This window comes from Rhodococcus sp. GA1 (genome assembly GCF_024321955.1).
Classification (GTDB): domain Bacteria; phylum Actinomycetota; class Actinomycetes; order Mycobacteriales; family Mycobacteriaceae; genus Rhodococcus; species Rhodococcus pyridinivorans.
The window spans coordinates 1,866,150-1,883,179 of sequence record NZ_CP097186.1; the positions used below are offsets into that span (position 1 = coordinate 1,866,150).

Sequence of the window (17,030 nt, forward strand, 5' to 3'; positions counted from 1 at the left end):
GTCACCGCCCGCCCGCGAGATGGTCGCCGAACAGGTACTGGAAGATCGTCGGGTAGCGGATCCAGGCTTCCGTTGCGGGCTTGTAGGGCGTTTCGCCGGTGTTCGACACGACGAACGGCGCGTGACCGTCGCGGCGCGGGTCGAAGTTCGGCAGGCCCCAGCAGTTCGGTCCGCCGGTCGCGCCGACCACGGGCAGATCCTGGGCGTCGTTGTACGGCGTCGCGCCACCCATGAAGCTGGTGCTCAGCATCAGCGCGGCGTACTCCCCGGTGCCGGCCATCGGTTCGAACGCCACCCGGGCGTCGTTGAGACCGACGATGAAGCAGGTCAATTGCGGCGAGTACTCACCGAGCAGACCGGTGGTGCGGCTCAGGCTGTCGAGTGCGGTGGTCAACTGTGTTTCGTTCTCCCCCAGGACGTCCCGTCCGGTGTTCGCGAGACCGGTGAGGTTCATCAGTAGCAGATCGAGTTGCTGTTGTTCGTCGACGACGGTGTTGCCGACGTCGGTGGCGTTGCCGATCGTGGTCATGAGGTCGGGGGCCGTGTCGGCGTAGACGTCGGTCACCTGCGCAGCCGAGACGAGGTCGGCCTGCAGTTGCGGCAGCGACGGATTCATCTCGGCGAGATGCGCATCGGCCTCGGCCAGGGCGGCACCGAGGGCGTCGCCGCGTCCGTTGAGCGCTTCCGACAGCGCGCCGAGGGTGGCGTTGAGCTTCTCGGGCTGGATCTGGGCGAGCACGTCGGACAGGTGCTCGAAGACCGTGTTGAACTCGACGGTGACGTTGTCGGCCGCGATTACGGCGCCTTCCTGCATCGGAACAGAGGACGGATCGTCGGGGACGACGATGTCGACGAACTTGGCACCGAAGACGGTGGTGGATTCGATCGCCACCCGTGCGTTCGACGGGATGAGCTGCATCTGCCCGGGCTGCATGTCGAGATGCAGGACCGCACCGGCCGGTGTGTGCTCGATCGACGCCACGCGGCCCACCTCGACGCCGCGCATCGTCACCTTGGCGTCGGGTTCCATCACCAGACCCGACCGGGTCGAGGTGACGGTGAGCGGGACCGTCGAGGTGAACCCACCGGCGAACATCGTCAGTGCCACCGCGACGATCGCGGCGAGGCCGCCCACGAGACCGAAGGCGGCGAACTTCTTCTTCCACGAAGGAGTGTCCATGTCGCGCGCCCTACCCCGACAGGTTGAAGTTGCCGGTCGCGCCGTAGACGGCGAGCGAGATGAGCAGGGTGACGGTGACGACCGCGACGAGCGAGGCCCGCACCGCGTTGCCGACCGCGACACCCACACCGACGGGGCCGCCACCTGCGGTGAAACCGTAGTAGGTGTGGATGAGCATCACGGCGATCGCCATCACGATGGCCTGGACGAACGACCACAGGATGTCGGTGGGTATCAGGAAGGTCGTGAAGTAGTGGTCGTACACGCCCGCCGACTGGCCGTAGAGCACCACCGTCGCGAAGCGGCTCGCGACGAACGAGGCGATCACGGCGAGCGAGTACAGCGGGACGATCGCGATCATCCCGGCGAGCACGCGCGTGGACACCAGATACGGGATGGACGGGATCGCCATGGTCTCGAGCGCGTCGATCTCCTCGGAGACACGCATGGCGCCGAGCTGGGCGGTGGAGCCGGCGCCGATGGTGGCCGCCAGCCCGATGCCGGCGATCGTCGGGGCCGCGATACGCACGTTGATGAAGGCCGCGAAGAAGCCGGTGAGCGCTTCGACACCGATGTTGCCGAGTGAGCTGAAGCCCTGCACGGCGATGATGCCGCCGGTGAAGAGCGTCAGGAAGCCGACGATCACGACGGTGCCGCCGATGACGGCGAGTGCGCCGGTGCCCATGCTGATCTCGGCGACCAGACGCACCGTCTCCTTGGGGTAGTGCATCAGCGCCCGGGGGACCGTCGCGAGGGCGCGCCCGAAGAACAGCGCCTGCTCCCCCACCCGGTCCACCGTGGACGACGCACGTGTCATGCGCCGAACCGCACGGGGGAAGCGCCAGGACATCACTGCCATGAAATCTCCGCTCCCCTCATCCCGCGGTCAGCTTGATGCCGACGGCCGTGACGAGGAGGTTGACCACGAACAGCGCCATGAACGCGAACACGACCGTCTGGTTGACGGCGTCGCCGACACTCTTCGCTCCACCTTTGACATTGAGACCGAGATAGGACGCGACCAGCCCCGCGATCATGCCGAACAGCCCCGCCTTGACCTGGGAGATCATCAGTTCTCCGAAGCCGGTGAGCAGGGTGATGCCGTTGATGAACGCGCCGGGGTTGACGTCCTGGAGGAAGACCGAGAAGGCGAACCCGCCGAGGATGCCGATCGTGCACACGAGACCGTTGAGCAGTAGGGCAACGACGGTGGACGCGAGCACCCGGGGCACGACGAGACGCTGGATCGGATCGATGCCGAGCACACGCATCGCGTCGATCTCCTCGCGGATGGTGCGCGCCGCGAGATCGGCGCAGATCGCGGTGGCGCCGGCACCGGCGACGATGAGCACCGTGACCATGGGACCCACCTGCGTCACCGCGCCGAGGGCCGCACCCGCTCCGCTGAGGTCGGCCGCGCCGATCTCCCGGAGCAGGATGTTGAGGGTGAAGCTCACCAGAACCGTGAACGGCACCGCGACGAGCACGGTGGGCACGAGCGAGACGCGTGCGACGAACCATGCCTGGTCGACGAACTCGCGCCGTTGGAAGGGGCGACGGAAGGCCGCCCGGGCGGTCTCGCCGGTCATGGCGAACAGTCCGCCGACGGCCCGTAAGGGAACCTCGAGGAGGTCTACCATCGTGTACCCCCTTCGATCCTCACGTCGTCGGCGCGCGGCCGATCGATGGCGTGTGCTGTGACCCGGGTCATATTAACTAGAACGTGTTCACCTGTCAAAGATCCGTCGAGGGGCATCTCGATCCATTTCCGTCCGAACGGACACACGGGCGTCGACCGACGCGCATCGACACGCTCATAAGTGGTTTTACCCTGGGGTTTCGGTGAGATTCTCGACGCCGGGCCCGAGCTCGATCACCTCGGCACGAGAGGCCGTCACGGCCCGACCGTGTCGTCGCAGGAGGGGAAAAAATTAGAACACGTACCAGGCCAAAACGCGGGGCCGGGCGAGAGCCGGAGGAACGGCCCGAGTGGGCGTGACGCTACCGGAACCCCGGTGTCCGTCACCCGTAGTTGCAGGATCCCGGCCCGGAGACGAAGACACGGCATCCCCTGCTGTCCCCGAACAGGAACAGCAGGGGATGCCGGAACTACAGATCGAGAGCCGCCGAGGCCGAGAATGTCCGGCCCGGATCACGATCGGCGAAGTAACCGCCGAGCTCGTCGGCGAGCGCTGCGGGGGTCCACTGCCCGTCGGCGTCGAAACGCTGCTCGACGACCGGCGCGGCCATCAGGGCCACCATGGGCCCGTAGACGATGAAGACCTGCCCGTTGACGCGATCGGCCGCCGGGGAGGCGAGATAGGCGACCAGATTCGCGACGTGGTCGGGCGAGAGCGGATCGATGCCGTCGTCCGGCGCGTCGCCGAAGACCGCCTCGGTCATCGACGTGCGCGCGCGGGGGCAGATCACGTTCGCCCGGACCCCGTACCGCTCGAGACCCCGGGCGGCCGAGAGGGTGAGCGCGGTGATGCCGGCTTTGGCGGCACCGTAGTTGGGTTGCCCGGGCGGCCCGAGCAGACCGGCCTCCGAGGACGTGTTGACCAGACGCCCGTAGACGGGGCCACCCTCCTGCTTCGACCGGTCGCGCCAGTAGGCCGCGGCATTGCGGGACAACAGGAAGTGACCACGCAGGTGCACGGCGACCACCGAATCCCACTCGTCGTCGGACATGTTGGGCAGCATCCGATCCCGCGTGATGCCTGCATTGTTGACGACGATGTCGAGACCACCGAACTTGCCGTGCGCCGCGGCAAGCATCGCATCGGCCGTCTCACGCTCGGCGACGCTGCCGGGCACGAACTCCGCCTCGGCACCGAGATCGCGGATCCGCGCGAGGGTGTCCTCCACCGCGTCGTTCTCCACGAGATCGTTGACCACCACCGATGCTCCGGCCCGCGCGAGCGCGAGCGCCTCGGCACGTCCGAGTCCCGCTCCGGCTCCCGTGACGACGGCGACCCGCCCTTCGAGAGACACCCGATCGTCGTTCTCCGCGCCACCGTTGGCGTCCGCACTCATCCACGTACTCCTCGAGATTCGGGCCGATTGCCGGCCGCACGCCGGTACTCTCCCACCAGGACCCGGGGGCACCGAGAATGTAGAACTTGTTATTTTTCCCGACAAGGGTCGGTGCCGGTCACCGTCCGACGCTCATGCCTCGGCGAGGGCCGCACGCGGGCACTGGGCGACGGCCTCGCGGACGACGTCCTCGCTACCCTCGGGTACGGGATGCGTGACGATCAGCTCGTCGTCGTCGTTGAGATCGAAGACGTCGGGCGCCAGCCCGACGCACACGCCGTTCGCTTCACAGCGGTCGAAGTCGACCTTGACATCCATTCCGGGACCTCGCTTCACATTCGCGCCGACCGATCGAGTCCAGACTAGAACGCGTTCCAATTCTGTGCAATGATTCGCGATGATCCCACAGAGACGATTCGCGGGGACACGCAGCGACGAAACGGAGCGTTCGTGGACATCTCCTACACCCCCGGGCAACAAGCCCTCCGCGAGGAATTGCGGGCCTATTTCGCACAGATCATGACACCCGAGCGCCGCGAGGCGCTCGCGGCCACGACCGGGGAGTACGGCGTCGGCAACGTGTACCGCGAGGTCGTGCAGCAGATGGGCAAGGACGGATGGCTCACCCTCGGCTGGCCCGAGGAGTACGGCGGCCAGAACCGTTCCGCGATGGACCAACTGATCTTCACCGACGAGGCGGCCATCGCCGGCGCGCCCGTCCCGTTCCTCACCATCGACTCGGTCGCGCCGACGATCATGCATTACGGCACGGACGAGCAGAAGGAGTTCTTCCTCCCCCGCATCTCCGCAGGGGAACTGCACTTCTCGATCGGCTACTCCGAGCCGGGCGCCGGCACCGACCTCGCTTCCCTGCGCACCACCGCGGTGCGCGACGGCGACGAGTGGGTCATCAACGGGCAGAAGATGTGGACGAGCCTGATCGCCTACGCCGACTACGTCTGGCTCGCCGCGCGCACCAACCCGGATGTCAAGAAGCACAAGGGGATCAGCGTCTTCATCGTGCCGACCGACACTCCCGGATTCTCGTACACCCCTGTGCACACCATGGCCGGTCCGGACACCAGCGCCACCTACTACCAGGACGTACGCGTCCCGGCGTCCGCACTCGTCGGCGAGGTCGACGGCGGCTGGGCGCTCATCACCAACCAGCTCAACCACGAACGGGTCGCGCTCACCTCCGCCGGCCCCGTGCGCACCGCACTGACCGAGGTCCGGCGCTGGGCGCAGGAGACGCATCTGCCCGACGGGCGACGGGTGATCGACCAGGAATGGGTCCAGATCAACCTGGCACGCGTCCACGCCGAGGCCGAATACCTGCAGCTGATGAACTGGGACATCGCCTCGAGCGCCGGCACGACCCCGCTCGGCCCGGAGGCCGCCTCCGCCAACAAGGTGTTCGGAACCGAATTCGCGACCGAGGCCTACCGGTTGCTCATGGAGGTCCTCGGACCCGCGGCGACTGTACGGCAGAACTCGGCCGGCGCGCTGCTCCGCGGACGGATCGAACGCATGCACCGCAGTTCCCTCATCCTCACCTTCGGTGGCGGCACCAACGAGGTCCAGCGCGACATCATCGCGATGACCGCTCTCGGCCAGCCGCCCGCCAAGCGTTAGAAAAGGACGCGCACCGTGGACTTCACCCTTACCGAGGCCCAGCAGGATCTCGCAGAACTGACCCGCAGCATCGTCGCGGACATCGTCACCAACGAGCACCTGCGCACACTCGACGCCTCCGAGGACCGCCTCGACCGCACCCTGTGGGACACGCTCGCATCGTCGGGCGTGCTCGGCGCCGCTCTTCCCGAGTCGCTGGGCGGAGACGGTTACGGCCCGCTCGAGCAGGCGAGCATCCTGCGCGAACTCGGCCGCGGCGTCGCCGCCGTCCCGTACATCGGCTCGATCGCCGCGTGCGCGTCGGCGATCGCGGAGTTCGGCGCCGCCGAGCAGCAGGCCGAGTGGGGACGCCCTGCGGCGACCGGCGAGCAGATCCTCTCCGCCGCGCTCGCCGAGGAACTGAACCCCGATCCCACGACCCCGGCGACCCGGGCGCAGGCCACGGGCGACGGTCACGTGCTCGACGGCGTGAAGATCGTCGTCGACTCGGCGCCGGTCGCCGACGGTTTCCTCGTCCCGGCCACCATCGGCGACTCGGTGTCGGTCTTCCTCGTGCGACCCGACGATCCGGGTGTCTCGATCACCCGTCAGCAGACCACCGACTTCGACAGTCGCGGCATCGTCACCCTCGAGCAGGTCGCGCTCCCGGCCGATCGTGTCCTCGGCACCGACGGCCTCGCCGTGGCGACGTGGTTGCGCGACCGCAGCCTGCTCGGCTCCGCCGCCTACCAGTGCGGCGTCCTCGAGCAGGCGCTCGAGCTCACCGCGCAGTACGCGCGCGAACGCGTCCAGTTCGACCGCCCGATCGGCAGTTTCCAGGCCGTCTCCCAGCGACTCGCCGACGCCTATATCGACGTCAAGGCGGTGCGTCTGACGTTGTGGCAGGCCGCCTTCCGCATGGTTTCGGGTGAGCGTCACGACGACGCCCTGCGCACCGCGGCCTTCTGGGCTGCCGATGCGGGACACCGTGTCGCGCACACCACCGTGCACGTGCACGGCGGTGTCGGACTCGACGAGGACCATCCGGTGCACCGCTACTTCCTCGCGGCCAAGCACCACGAGTTCCTGCTCGGCTCCGCCACCGACCAGTTGCGCGCGCTCGGACGCGAACTCGCCGACGTCCCGGCCTGATCGCATGACCGCCTTCACCGTCACCGAACTGCTCGAACGACTCGCCGACGTCGACGATCGAGGACTGCGCTTCGAGGAGACCGAACTGTCCTGGCGCGAACACGTCGCACAGTCCCGGCGACGCGCCGCATTGCTGCGCGACCTGCTCGACGGCCCGGCACCGAAGCACATCGGGATCCTCATGGACAACGTCCCGGAGTTTTCGTTGCTGCTCGGCGCCGCGGCCTTCTCCGGTTCGGTGGTGGTGGGCCTGAACACGACCCGGCGCGGTGCGGCGCTCGCCCGCGACATCGCGCTCGCCGACTGCCGGGTCGTGTTCACCGAGGCCGCACATGCGTCCCTGCTCGACGGTGTGGATCTCGGCGACGTGCGGGTGATCGACGTCGACTCCCCCGAGTGGACGGCGATGCTCGCCCCGTTCGCCGGCACGGTCGTGGAGACTGCCGCGCATTCCCCCGACGACCTGTTCATGCTGATCTTCACGTCGGGCACGAGCGGCGACCCGAAGGCCGTGCGGTGCACGCACCGCAAGTTCACCGATCCCGCGACGATGCTCGCCACGCGGTTCGGTCTCGGCTCCGACGACACCGTGTACGTGTCGATGCCCCTGTTCCACTCCAACGCGATGATCGCCGGCTGGTCGATCGGACTCGCCGCGCGCGGCAGCATCGCCCTGCGTCGCCGGTTCTCGGCGTCGGGTTTCCTTCCCGACGTCCGCCGTTACGGTGTGACCTTCGCGAACTACGTCGGCAAACCACTGTCGTACATCGTGGCGACTCCCGAGCAGCCCGACGACCACGACAACCCGCTGCGCATCATGTACGGCAACGAGGCGTCTGCCACCGCCGTCGCCGAGTTCACCCGCCGTTTCGGCGCGCGGGTGGTCGACGGCTTCGGCTCGACCGAGGGCGGCATCGCGATCGCCTCGGCTCCCGACGCCCCGGCCGGATCCCTCGGCAGACTTCCCGAGGGCATCGAGATCCTCGATCCCGAGACGGGGCAACGCTGCCCGGCAGCGGTGTTCGACGCGAACGGCAGGATCACCAACGCCGACGCCGCGACGGGCGAGCTCGTCAACGTGCGCGGTGCCGGTCTGTTCGACGGCTACTACAACAATCCCGAGGCCGACGCCGAACGCCTCCGCGACGGGCGCTATCACAGCGGCGACCTCGCCTACCAGGACGAGAACGGTTTCGTGTACTTCGCCGGGCGCAGTTCGGGCTGGCTCCGGGTGGACGGTGAGAATCTCGGTGCGGCGCCCATCGAGCGCATCCTGATGCGGTACGAGGGCTTCGCTCAGGTCGCGGTGTACGGGGTGCCCGATCGCAACGTCGGCGACCGGGTGATGGCCGCGGTGATCCCTGCGGCGGGCTCCGACTTCGACCCGGTCGCGTTCGCGCGTTTCCTCGATGCACAGACCGATCTCGGCCCCAAGCAGATGCCCGGTCTGATCCGTGTCTGCAGCGAGTTCCCCCGCACCGCGACCTTCAAGGTCCTGACCCGTTCTCTGGCCGCCGAACGCTGGTCCTGCAGCGATCCGGTGTGGCTTCGGGAACGTGGCGATTCCGAATTCCGGTTGTTGTCGGACGAACTGGTGCAGCTTCTCGAACCGGCCTCCCTCGGCACTTCTGCGCGATAGCGTCGTCGCCCCTCGGCCGACGCGCTCCCGCGCGTACAGTTGTGCCGCGACGGTGGTTGTTCGGCGACAAGTCCGGAAGGACTTCCGTCGCCGTCGAGTCGAGTGACGGGCGGGACCGATGGACACCGACGGGTCATCCGGAGGGGCGGAGCGCACGCCGGACGGCAGATATGTGGTGGTGAACGGGCGGCGCTGGCGTGCCACCGATCCCACGATTCCTGAACCGTTGCAAAAGCAACTCGTGGCGGAGTTGATGCGCGCTCGGCGTCTCGTGAAGAGCGACGGCGACTCCGCACGGCACCGCGTCCAGGACGCGAAGGTCGCGCTCGGTGAACGCGGGCATCCGTGGTGGGAACCACGCGACGAGTATGCGGATCGTGAACGGCTGGCGGCCACGATCTGCGCGCTGCTCCGGGAACGGGATCCGTCCACCATCTGTCCCAGCGACGCCGCGCGGGTCGCGGGTGGCGACTCGTGGCGCGACCTCATGGACGCCGCACGCTCGGTGGCCGCCGAACTCGAACGCAGCGGCCACGTGGTGATCACGCAGAAGGGCGAGCCGGTGGACATGGAGACGGCACGAGGCCCGATCCGGATTGCACCCGGACCGAACCTCGAGCACCCTCGTCCCTCCCGGTGAGACGAATCCGAGCGGATCAGACGCTCGCGGCCTCGTTCAGCTTCTCCAGCGTGCCGGTCGCCTCGAGGTACTCCTGCACCCAGCGTTCGATGACCGCGGAGGTCTTGTCGACCTTCGTGAACTGCCCGACGACCTGACCGACGGGGTTGAACGCGACGTCGACCGACTCGTCGGGGTACTTGTGAGTGGCGGCGACGGCCATGACGGCCATGCCGGAGACCATGTACTGCAACGGCATTTCGAGGGGCTTCGGGTTGCCCTCCTGCTCCCACGCCTCAGTCCAGTCGTTGCGGAGCATGCGGCAGGGCTTGCCGGTGAACGAGCGGCTGCGGACGGTGTCGCGGCTGCTCGTCTTGATGTAGGCCTCCTGCTGCACCGGGGTGTTCTCGGCCTCCTCGACCATGAGCCACTGCGAACCGGTCCACGCACCCTGGGCGCCGAGCGCGAGCGCCGCGGCGATCTGCTGGCCGCTGCCGATATCTCCGGCCGCCAGCACCGGGACCGGCGCGACCTCCTTGACGACCTGCGGCCACAACACGATCGAACCGACCTCACCGCAGTGCCCGCCACCTTCGCCGCCCTGGGCGATGATGATGTCGACACCGGCGTCGGCGTGCTTGCGGGCCTGCTTCGGCGAACCGCACAGCGCCGCGACCTTGCGACCGGCTTTGTGGATGTGCTCGATCATGTCGGCCGGCGGGGTGCCGAGTGCGTTGGCGATGAGCGTGACCTTCGGATGCTGCAGCGCCACCTCCACCTGCGGGGTGACCTTGCGCGGAAGGTACGCAACAACGGACGAAGGCTCGCAACACCGGTAGTGACTGCCGACGTTGCGAGCCTTCGCCTCGCGTTGCGTACCTCAGATGATTCCGCGCTCGCGCAGTTCCTTCTGCTCGATGTCGCTCAGTCCGAGGATCTCGCCGTAGACCGCCGCGTTGTCGTATCCCGCGACGGGCGGGCCGGCACGACGCACCGAACCCGGCGTCCCGGTGAGCGTCGGCACCACACCGGGGCCGAGTACGTCTGCGCCGGTGCGCTCGTCGTGATGCGGAACGATCATGTCCCGTGCCTGGAACTGCGGATCGGCGACGACCTCCGCGACGGTGTTCACCGGCCCGGACACCACACCCGACGACGACAGGTGCGCCAGCAGGTCGTCGAGCGTCCACGTCGCCGCCCACTCGCCGATGAGGGCGTCGAGCTCGTCCTGGTTCACGCCGCGCGCGAGGTGGTCGGCGAAGCGCGGGTCGTCGGCGAGCTCGGGGCGCTCCATCGCCGCGCACAGGCGACGGAAGACGGTGTCCTGGTTGGCGGCGATGACGATCCACATGTCGTCGGACGTCCGGTACAGGTTCGACGGGGCGATGCCCTCGAGCCGGGTGCCGGAGGGGCCGCGGACGACGCCTGCGACGTCGTAGTCGGGGATCACCGATTCCTGGATCGCGAGGCACGCCTCGGTGAGCGCCACGTCGACGACCTGCCCGCGTCCGGTCCGTTCGCGGCCGAGCAGCGCGGCGAGGATGCCCTGCACGGCGAACATCCCGGCGAGGGAGTCGCCCAGGGAGAGCGCGAGTCGCGGGGGCGCCTGCCCGGGATAGCCGTTCAGGTGCCGCAGACCGCTCTCAGCCTCGGCCACGGACGCGTAGCCGGCCTGCCCGGCCTTGGGACCGGTCTGCCCGTATCCGGAGACGCGAGCCAGCACGATGCCCGGATTGATCTCGGAGAGCAGGTCGTAGCCGAGCCCCCACTTCTCGAGCGTGCCGGGACGGAAGTTCTCGACCACCACGTCGGACTCGGCGACGAGACGCCGGAACAGTTCCTGCCCGTCGGGCGCCCGCAGATCGAGGGTGATGCACCGCTTGTTGCGGGCGTGCACCGTCCAGAAGAAGCGGTGCCCGTCCCGTTCGCCCTGCCCCCAGGTGCGGAGCGGGTCGGGCCGCTTCGGGTCCTCGATCTTGATGACGTCGGCGCCCATGTCGCCGAGCAGGCGTCCTGCATACGGCCCGGCGATCAGGGTGCCCAGTTCGAGCACCCTGATGTCCGTGAGCGCTCCGGTTGCCTGCGACTCGGCCTGTGTCACTGCGTCTTCCGTCCTCTGCTCGGTAACCGAGGTGAACGGCCTCCTCCTCGGTGAACGCTTCGAGTCCGCTGCGGTGCGGTTCACGACCGGTACCGCTCGCGTCACGTCCACCCCAGGGTAGTGCCGGATCGGACACACCTCAGCCGTCGACCCCCACCCCCGACCGCTGCTGCCCCCCCTGTCCGGCGACACCCCGGCCGACGCAGATCCCGGAAAGGGACGGTGCCCGGGGCGGATCACTCCACCCCGGGCACCTGCCACCCCACCACTGTGGTCCTATCGCGCCTCGTTCAGCCGATCGACGGCCTCGTCGTAGCCCCGCACGAGGTCGGCCATGATCTCCGCGACGGGACGGATCTCGTTCATCCGCCCCACCACCTGCCCGACCGGCATCGCGACGGCCTCGGGGTCATCGGCCGCCGACATGCGCTGATGCGCCTCGCTCACCAGGATGTTCTGTAGCGGCATCGGCAGCGGTTCGGGCGCACCGGGTTTCGACCAGGCCTCCGTCCACTTGGTCTTGAGCAGACGCGCGGGCTTTCCCGAATAGATCCGCGACCGCACGGTGTCGGACGAGCTCGCTCCGAGCAACGCGCGCTGGATCGACGACGGACCGTGCGCGGCCGCCCCGAGTTTGTACTCCGAGGTGGTGAGCCAGTACGAACCCATCCACACACCGGAGGCGCCGAGGGCCAGCGCCGCCGCGACCTGCCGTCCCGATCCCACACCACCGGCGGCGAGCACTGCCGCGGAATCGCCGAGCGCGTCGACGATTTCGGGCCACAGCACCATCGATGCGATCTCACCCGTGTGCCCGCCGGCCTCGTAGCCCTGCGCGATCACGATGTCGACACCGTTCTCGACGTGCCGCTTCGCGTGCTCGACCGCACCCGCGAGTGCCGCGACCGGCACTCCCTTCTCGTGCGCGAGGTCGATGACGTCCTTCGGCGGCGACCCCAGGGCGTTGGCGATCAGGGCGGGCCGGTGTGCGAGTGCCACGTCGACGTGCGAACGCGCGACCGAATGCAGCCAGCCCAGAACACCGCTCGCCTTGCCGACGTCGTCGGACAGCGGCGGCACACCGAGTTCTTCGAGCGTGCGGTTGACGAAGGCACGGTGTTCGGCGGGGATCAGTTTGTCGAGGTCCACCGCGGTGCCCTCGGTGGGCACCTTGGCGGGCATCACGATGTCGACGCCGTACGGTTTGCCGTCGGTGTTCTCGTCCATCCAGGTCAGGACGGCGTCGAGTTCCTCCGGGTCGTTGAACCGCACACACCCGAGGACACCGAGTCCACCCGCGCGGCTGATCGCCGCCGCGACGTGTTCGGAAGGCGTGAATCCGAAGATCGGATACTCGATACCGAACTTCTTGCTGAGGCCGGTTTGCATGCGTCCTTCTATCCCGTCGCCGCGGCGCCGTTGCCGTCGCCGTTGTTGTAGACCTCGTCGGCCGGACGCAATCCGGTCTGGTCCTTGGCCCACCGGTAGTCGGGCTTGCCGGCCGGCGACCGCTTGATCTCGTCGACGAACCACACCGCGCGCGGCACCTTGTACCCTGCGATCTTCGACCGTGCCGTCGTCATGAGTTCGTCGAGCGTCGTCTGCTCGCCCTCGCGCAGGGCGACGACGGCGCAGACCCGCTCGCCGAAGCGCTCGTCCGGCACACCGACCACCAGGGCGTCGAAGACCGCCGGGTGCTGCTTGAGTGCGCCCTCGACCTCTTCGGGGTAGACCTTCTCGCCGCCGCTGTTGATCGAGACCGAACCGCGGCCGAGCATTGTGACGGTGCCGTCACCCTCGACGCGCGCGTAGTCACCGGGGATCGAGTAGCGGATCCCGTTGTACTCGCGGAAGGTCGCCTTGGTCTTGGCTTCGTCCTTGTAGTAGCCGAGCGGGATGTTGCCGGTGCGCGCGACCATGCCGACCTTTCCGGAACCCGGTTCGATCGGGTTGCCGTCGTCGTCGAGGACGGTGGTCGACTCGTCGATCTTCACCGTGGGGCCGCCGCCGAGGGTCTTGCCCTTCTCGGCGATGCCGATGCCACCGAAGCCGGTCTCGGACGAGCCGATGGAGTCGGTGATGATCTTGCCGGGCAGCAGGTCGAGGAAACGGTCCTTGATGGACGGGGAGAACAGGGCCGCACTCGATGCCATGGCGAACAGGGTCGAGAGGTCGTAGGGCTGACCGGTGGCCGGGTTGTCCTCCTCCAGTGCGTCGAGCATGGGGCGGGCCATGGCGTCGCCGGTGATGAAGATGACGTTGACCTTGTGGTCGTCGATGATGCGCCACACCTCGTGGCCCGAGAACTCGGGGTGCATGACGACCTTGCCGCCGCTGAACAACGACTGGAACAGCGCCCACTGGGCGCCACCGTGGATCATCGGCGGGATGGGATAGCGCACGAGACCGGGATTCTCGGCGCCCTCCTTCGCCAGCTGCCATTCGTCCTTGACCCATTCCCCGGTCATGAAGTTGATACCGCCGCCGAGGACGCGCCACACGTCCTCGTGACGCCACATCACGCCCTTGGGGTGACCGGTGGTGCCGCCGGTGTAGAGCATGTAGATGTCGTCGGCGCTGCGGTCTTCGAAGTCGCGTTCCGGGTTGCTCTGCGCCAGTGCCGCTTCGTATTCGATGCCGCTATAGGCCGAGAAGTCGACGTCGGTGCCGTCCTCGACCACCACGACGGTCTTCACCAGCGGAGTGTTCGGCAGGACGTTCGCGACCTTGTCGGAGTAGCGACGTTCGTGGACGAGCGCGACCATGTCGGAGTTGTCGAAGATGTACTGCAACTCGTTCTCGACATAGCGGTAGTTGACGTTGATCATGATCGCGCGGATCTTGAAGACCGCGATCATCGCCTCTACGGCCTCGATGGTGTTGCGCGAGTAGATGCCGACCTTGTCGCCCGGCTTCACACCTTGTTCGCGCAGGTAATGAGCAAGTCGGTTGGCTCGTTCCTCCAGCTGTGCGTAGGTGACCTCACGTCCGTCCGAGGCCAGCGCGACGCGCTCGGGAACGAGGTCGATTGCGTGTTCGACGAGGTCTGCGATGTTTAGGGCCACGCTGACAAAAGTAGAACGTGTTACCGTTTCTGACAAGACCTGAATATGATCCAGTTCACAATCCTGCGAGGAGTCCCGCCAGTGTCCGCTACCGAAGCCCCCGGCGCAGCCGATTCGGACATTTCGTCCCGCGCACCGCATTGCCTCGTCGAGCAACGCGGCCACGTTCTGATCGTCACTCTCAACCGCCCCGAGGCACGAAATGCGCTGTCCGGCGAAATGATGGCGATCATGAACGAGGCCTGGGATCGCGTCGACAACGATCCCGAGATCCGCGTCGCGATCCTCACCGGCGCCGGTGGAGCGTTCTGCGCGGGTGCCGATCTCAAGGCCATGAATGCAGCGCCTCCCGGAGACAAGTTCGAGCAGGGCGAGCGGAGCAACGGCGGTGGGTGGGATCTCAGTCGGCTCCCCGCACTACTGAAGGGCCGCCGTCTGACGAAGCCACTCATCGCGGCCGTCGAGGGTGCCGCCATCGCCGGTGGCACCGAGATCCTGCAGGGCACCGACATCCGTGTCGCCGGCGAGAGCGCGAAATTCGGCGTCTCCGAGGCGAAGTGGGGATTGTTCCCGCTCGGCGGATCCGCCGTGCGCCTCGTCCGGCAGATCCCGTACACGATCGCCGCCGACATCCTGCTCACGGGCCGCCACATCAAGGCCGCCGAGGCCAAGGAGATCGGGCTCATCGGCTACGTCGTCCCCGACGGCACCGCACTCGACAAGGCCCTCGAGATCGCCGAGACGATCGCGAACAACGGCCCGGTCGCCGTGCAGGCCATCCTCCGGACCATCCGCGACGCGGAAGGTCTGCACGAGGAGGAGGCGTTCCGGATCGACGCCGAACTGGGCGCCGCCGTCTTCAAGAGCGCCGACGCCAAGGAGGGGCCGCGGGCGTTCGCGGAGAAGCGTGCCCCGAAGTTCTCGGGTTCCTGACCTGCGCCACTGTGGACCGCACTCCCACCCGTGAGAGCACGGTCACAACCATCTCCTTAGCTCTGCTACATTGTCGGCCGTGATCCAGACCACAAGATCACAGTGTTCGTCGAGGCGATGTCGAGGCAATGAGGAGCCCCCATGTATCCAGGAGTGCACGCCCGAACCGCCCCGGACAAACTCGCCGTCGTCCTGGCCGACAGTGGCCGGAGCCTGACCTACCGCGAACTCGACGACCGGTCAGCGGCGCTCGCCCGAGTGCTGCACGATGCCGGGCTCCGCCCCGGCGACGTCGTCGCCCTCCTCACCGACAACCGGCCGGAGGCATTCGAGGTGTTCTGGGCCGCAATGCGGTCCGGGCTGTACATCACGGCGGTCAACAGCCACCTCACCGCCGGCGAGGTGGCGTACATCGTCGAGGACAGCGGCGCGAAGGCCCTGATCGTCTCGACGACGCTGGGTGAGCTTTCCGAACAGGTCGGCGAGAAGGTCACGATCGGTTCCGCGCGACTCGCGTTCGGCGGCGCCGTGCGCGGTTTCGAGTCGTACGAGGACGCCCTTGCCGGGGCCGGTCCGCGGCTCGAGGAGGAACCGTGCGGCGCCATCATGCTGTACTCGTCCGGAACCACGGGCTTCCCCAAGGGAATCCAGCCGGATCTCCCGGAACGTCGCGTCGACGAACCCGGTGAGCCGCTGGTGACGGTGGCGCAGTTCCTCTTCGGCCTCACCGACTCCGACGTCTACTACTCCCCCGCCCCGATCTATCACGCAGCGCCTCTGCGCTGGGGTGGGGCGATCCACGCGCTCGGCGGCACGGTGGTCCTGGCCGAGAAGTTCGACGCCGAGACCGCGCTCCGGCACATCGAGGAGCACAAGATCACCGCCGGGCAGATGGTGCCGACGATGTTCGTCCGCATGCTCAAGCTCGACGACGAGATCCGTGCCCGCCACGACCTGTCGAGTCTGCGCGTGCTCGTCCACGCCGCCGCGCCGTGCCCGCCGGAGGTCAAGCGGTCGATGATCGACTGGCTCGGACCGGTGATCTACGAGTACTACAGCTCCACCGAGGCCAACGGGATCACGTTCATCAACAGCCAGGAATGGCTCGAACACCCGGGTTCGGTCGGCAAGAGCGTGCTCGGGCCCGCGCACATCTGCGACGAGGAAGGGCGGGAACTCCCGGCCGGTGAGGTGGGGACCATCTACCTCGAGTACGAGAAGGTTCCGTTCTCGTACCACAACGATCCCGAGAAGACCGCGGCGTCGCAGCATCCCGAGCATCCCACATGGACCACGGTCGGCGACCTCGGTTACCTCGACGAGGACGGTTATCTGTATCTGACCGACCGCAAGTCGTTCACGATCATCTCCGGCGGAGTGAACATCTATCCGCAGGAGATCGAGAACGTGCTCGCCCTGCACCCGGCCGTCGAGGACGTCGCCGTCATCGGCGTACCCCATCCGGAGATGGGCGAGGAGGTCAAGGCCGTCGTGCAGGTGTCGTCCGGTGCCGCCACATCACCCGATCTCGCCGACGACCTCATCGCGTACGTCCGCGAGCGGGTCGCCCACTTCAAGGTGCCGCGGTCGGTGGACTTCGTCGACGAACTGCCCCGCACCCCCACGGGCAAGCTGGTGAAGGGCAAGCTGAAGGCGGCCTACGCCTCCTGACGCCCCGCCCGCGGCGGCAT

14 protein-coding genes and 1 pseudogene are annotated in these 17,030 nt (G+C 67.7%); 6 read left to right on the forward strand and 9 right to left on the reverse strand.

What is annotated here, in order from left to right; translation table 11 throughout:
• Position 1 precedes the first annotated feature (1 nt).
• From M3330_RS08715 to M3330_RS08735, 5 genes are all read right to left on the reverse strand, one after another.
• Positions 2-1,180, reverse strand: a complete 1,179-nt coding sequence (locus tag M3330_RS08715; RefSeq protein ID WP_255028530.1) for an MCE family protein — start codon at positions 1,178-1,180, stop codon at positions 2-4.
• A 10-nt stretch (positions 1,181-1,190) separates the two neighbouring features.
• A complete protein-coding gene (locus M3330_RS08720) occupies positions 1,191-2,039 on the reverse strand; it encodes an ABC transporter permease (protein WP_024102955.1) in 849 nt (282 codons plus the stop codon).
• 16 nt (positions 2,040-2,055) lie between these two features.
• Positions 2,056-2,820: an ABC transporter permease gene (locus tag M3330_RS08725; RefSeq protein WP_016933360.1), complete on the reverse strand. Its 765-nt coding sequence runs from the start codon at positions 2,818-2,820 to the stop codon at positions 2,056-2,058.
• 469 nt (positions 2,821-3,289) lie between these two features.
• Entirely contained in the window at positions 3,290-4,216 is a 927-nt protein-coding gene (locus M3330_RS08730; RefSeq protein WP_006551899.1) for a 3-oxoacyl-ACP reductase, read from the reverse strand.
• Positions 4,217-4,348: 132 nt separating this feature from the next.
• Positions 4,349-4,534 (reverse strand): ferredoxin, encoded by a 186-nt coding sequence (locus tag M3330_RS08735; RefSeq protein ID WP_006551900.1) that lies wholly within the window; start codon positions 4,532-4,534, stop codon positions 4,349-4,351.
• A 132-nt stretch (positions 4,535-4,666) separates the two neighbouring features.
• Here M3330_RS08735 and M3330_RS08740 point away from each other — a divergent pair, with 132 nt between their 5' ends.
• The 4 genes from M3330_RS08740 to M3330_RS08755 all read left to right on the forward strand — a co-directional run bounded on the left by M3330_RS08740 (position 4,667) and on the right by M3330_RS08755 (position 9,261).
• Complete coding sequence (locus M3330_RS08740; RefSeq protein WP_006551901.1) at positions 4,667-5,851, forward strand: acyl-CoA dehydrogenase family protein; 1,185 nt, start codon at positions 4,667-4,669, stop codon at positions 5,849-5,851.
• Positions 5,852-5,866: 15 nt separating this feature from the next.
• Positions 5,867-6,982 carry an acyl-CoA dehydrogenase family protein gene (locus M3330_RS08745; RefSeq protein ID WP_019290094.1) on the forward strand — a complete coding sequence of 372 codons (1,116 nt, stop codon included), beginning with the start codon at positions 5,867-5,869 and terminating at the stop codon, positions 6,980-6,982.
• Positions 6,983-6,986: 4 nt separating this feature from the next.
• Positions 6,987-8,621, forward strand: coding sequence for a long-chain-fatty-acid--CoA ligase (locus tag M3330_RS08750; protein WP_033096869.1), 1,635 nt, complete (start codon positions 6,987-6,989; stop codon positions 8,619-8,621).
• Between the two features lie 241 nt (positions 8,622-8,862).
• Complete coding sequence (locus M3330_RS08755) at positions 8,863-9,261, forward strand: DUF3253 domain-containing protein (protein WP_255028531.1); 399 nt, start codon at positions 8,863-8,865, stop codon at positions 9,259-9,261.
• 16 nt (positions 9,262-9,277) lie between these two features.
• Here the strand turns inward: M3330_RS08755 and M3330_RS08760 are convergent.
• From M3330_RS08760 to M3330_RS08775, 4 genes and pseudogenes are all read right to left on the reverse strand, one after another.
• Positions 9,278-10,027, reverse strand: a pseudogene (locus tag M3330_RS08760) (nitronate monooxygenase); the annotation flags it as partial.
• 93 nt (positions 10,028-10,120) lie between these two features.
• Positions 10,121-11,341 carry a CaiB/BaiF CoA-transferase family protein gene (locus M3330_RS08765; RefSeq protein ID WP_230809667.1) on the reverse strand — a complete coding sequence of 407 codons (1,221 nt, stop codon included), beginning with the start codon at positions 11,339-11,341 and terminating at the stop codon, positions 10,121-10,123.
• Between the two features lie 276 nt (positions 11,342-11,617).
• The gene (locus tag M3330_RS08770; protein WP_024102947.1) at positions 11,618-12,730 is read right to left on the reverse strand and encodes a nitronate monooxygenase family protein; all 1,113 of its coding nucleotides are present in this window, start codon (positions 12,728-12,730) and stop codon (positions 11,618-11,620) included.
• 8 nt (positions 12,731-12,738) lie between these two features.
• Positions 12,739-14,406 (reverse strand): acyl-CoA synthetase, encoded by a 1,668-nt coding sequence (locus tag M3330_RS08775; RefSeq protein WP_255028532.1) that lies wholly within the window; start codon positions 14,404-14,406, stop codon positions 12,739-12,741.
• 45 nt (positions 14,407-14,451) lie between these two features.
• Here M3330_RS08775 and M3330_RS08780 point away from each other — a divergent pair, with 45 nt between their 5' ends.
• Positions 14,452-15,339: a crotonase/enoyl-CoA hydratase family protein gene (locus M3330_RS08780; protein ID WP_232333431.1), complete on the forward strand. Its 888-nt coding sequence runs from the start codon at positions 14,452-14,454 to the stop codon at positions 15,337-15,339.
• A 141-nt stretch (positions 15,340-15,480) separates the two neighbouring features.
• On the forward strand, positions 15,481-17,010 hold the full coding sequence (locus tag M3330_RS08785; RefSeq protein ID WP_255028533.1) for an AMP-binding protein: 1,530 nt from the start codon (positions 15,481-15,483) through the stop codon (positions 17,008-17,010).
• Positions 17,011-17,030: the final 20 nt, after the last annotated feature.

Coding starts and splice junctions, on each gene's coding strand:
- M3330_RS08715 (WP_255028530.1), bottom strand. CDS start 1,180: ATGGACACTCCTTCGTGGAAGAAGAAGTTCGCCGCCTTCGGTCTCGTG.
- M3330_RS08720 (WP_024102955.1), bottom strand. CDS start 2,039: ATGGCAGTGATGTCCTGGCGCTTCCCCCGTGCGGTTCGGCGCATGACA.
- M3330_RS08725 (WP_016933360.1), bottom strand. CDS start 2,820: ATGGTAGACCTCCTCGAGGTTCCCTTACGGGCCGTCGGCGGACTGTTC.
- M3330_RS08730 (WP_006551899.1), bottom strand. CDS start 4,216: ATGAGTGCGGACGCCAACGGTGGCGCGGAGAACGACGATCGGGTGTCT.
- M3330_RS08735 (WP_006551900.1), bottom strand. CDS start 4,534: ATGGATGTCAAGGTCGACTTCGACCGCTGTGAAGCGAACGGCGTGTGC.
- M3330_RS08750 (WP_033096869.1), top strand. CDS start 6,987: ATGACCGCCTTCACCGTCACCGAACTGCTCGAACGACTCGCCGACGTC.
- M3330_RS08770 (WP_024102947.1), bottom strand. CDS start 12,730: ATGCAAACCGGCCTCAGCAAGAAGTTCGGTATCGAGTATCCGATCTTC.
- M3330_RS08780 (WP_232333431.1), top strand. CDS start 14,452: ATGATCCAGTTCACAATCCTGCGAGGAGTCCCGCCAGTGTCCGCTACC.
- M3330_RS08785 (WP_255028533.1), top strand. CDS start 15,481: ATGTATCCAGGAGTGCACGCCCGAACCGCCCCGGACAAACTCGCCGTC.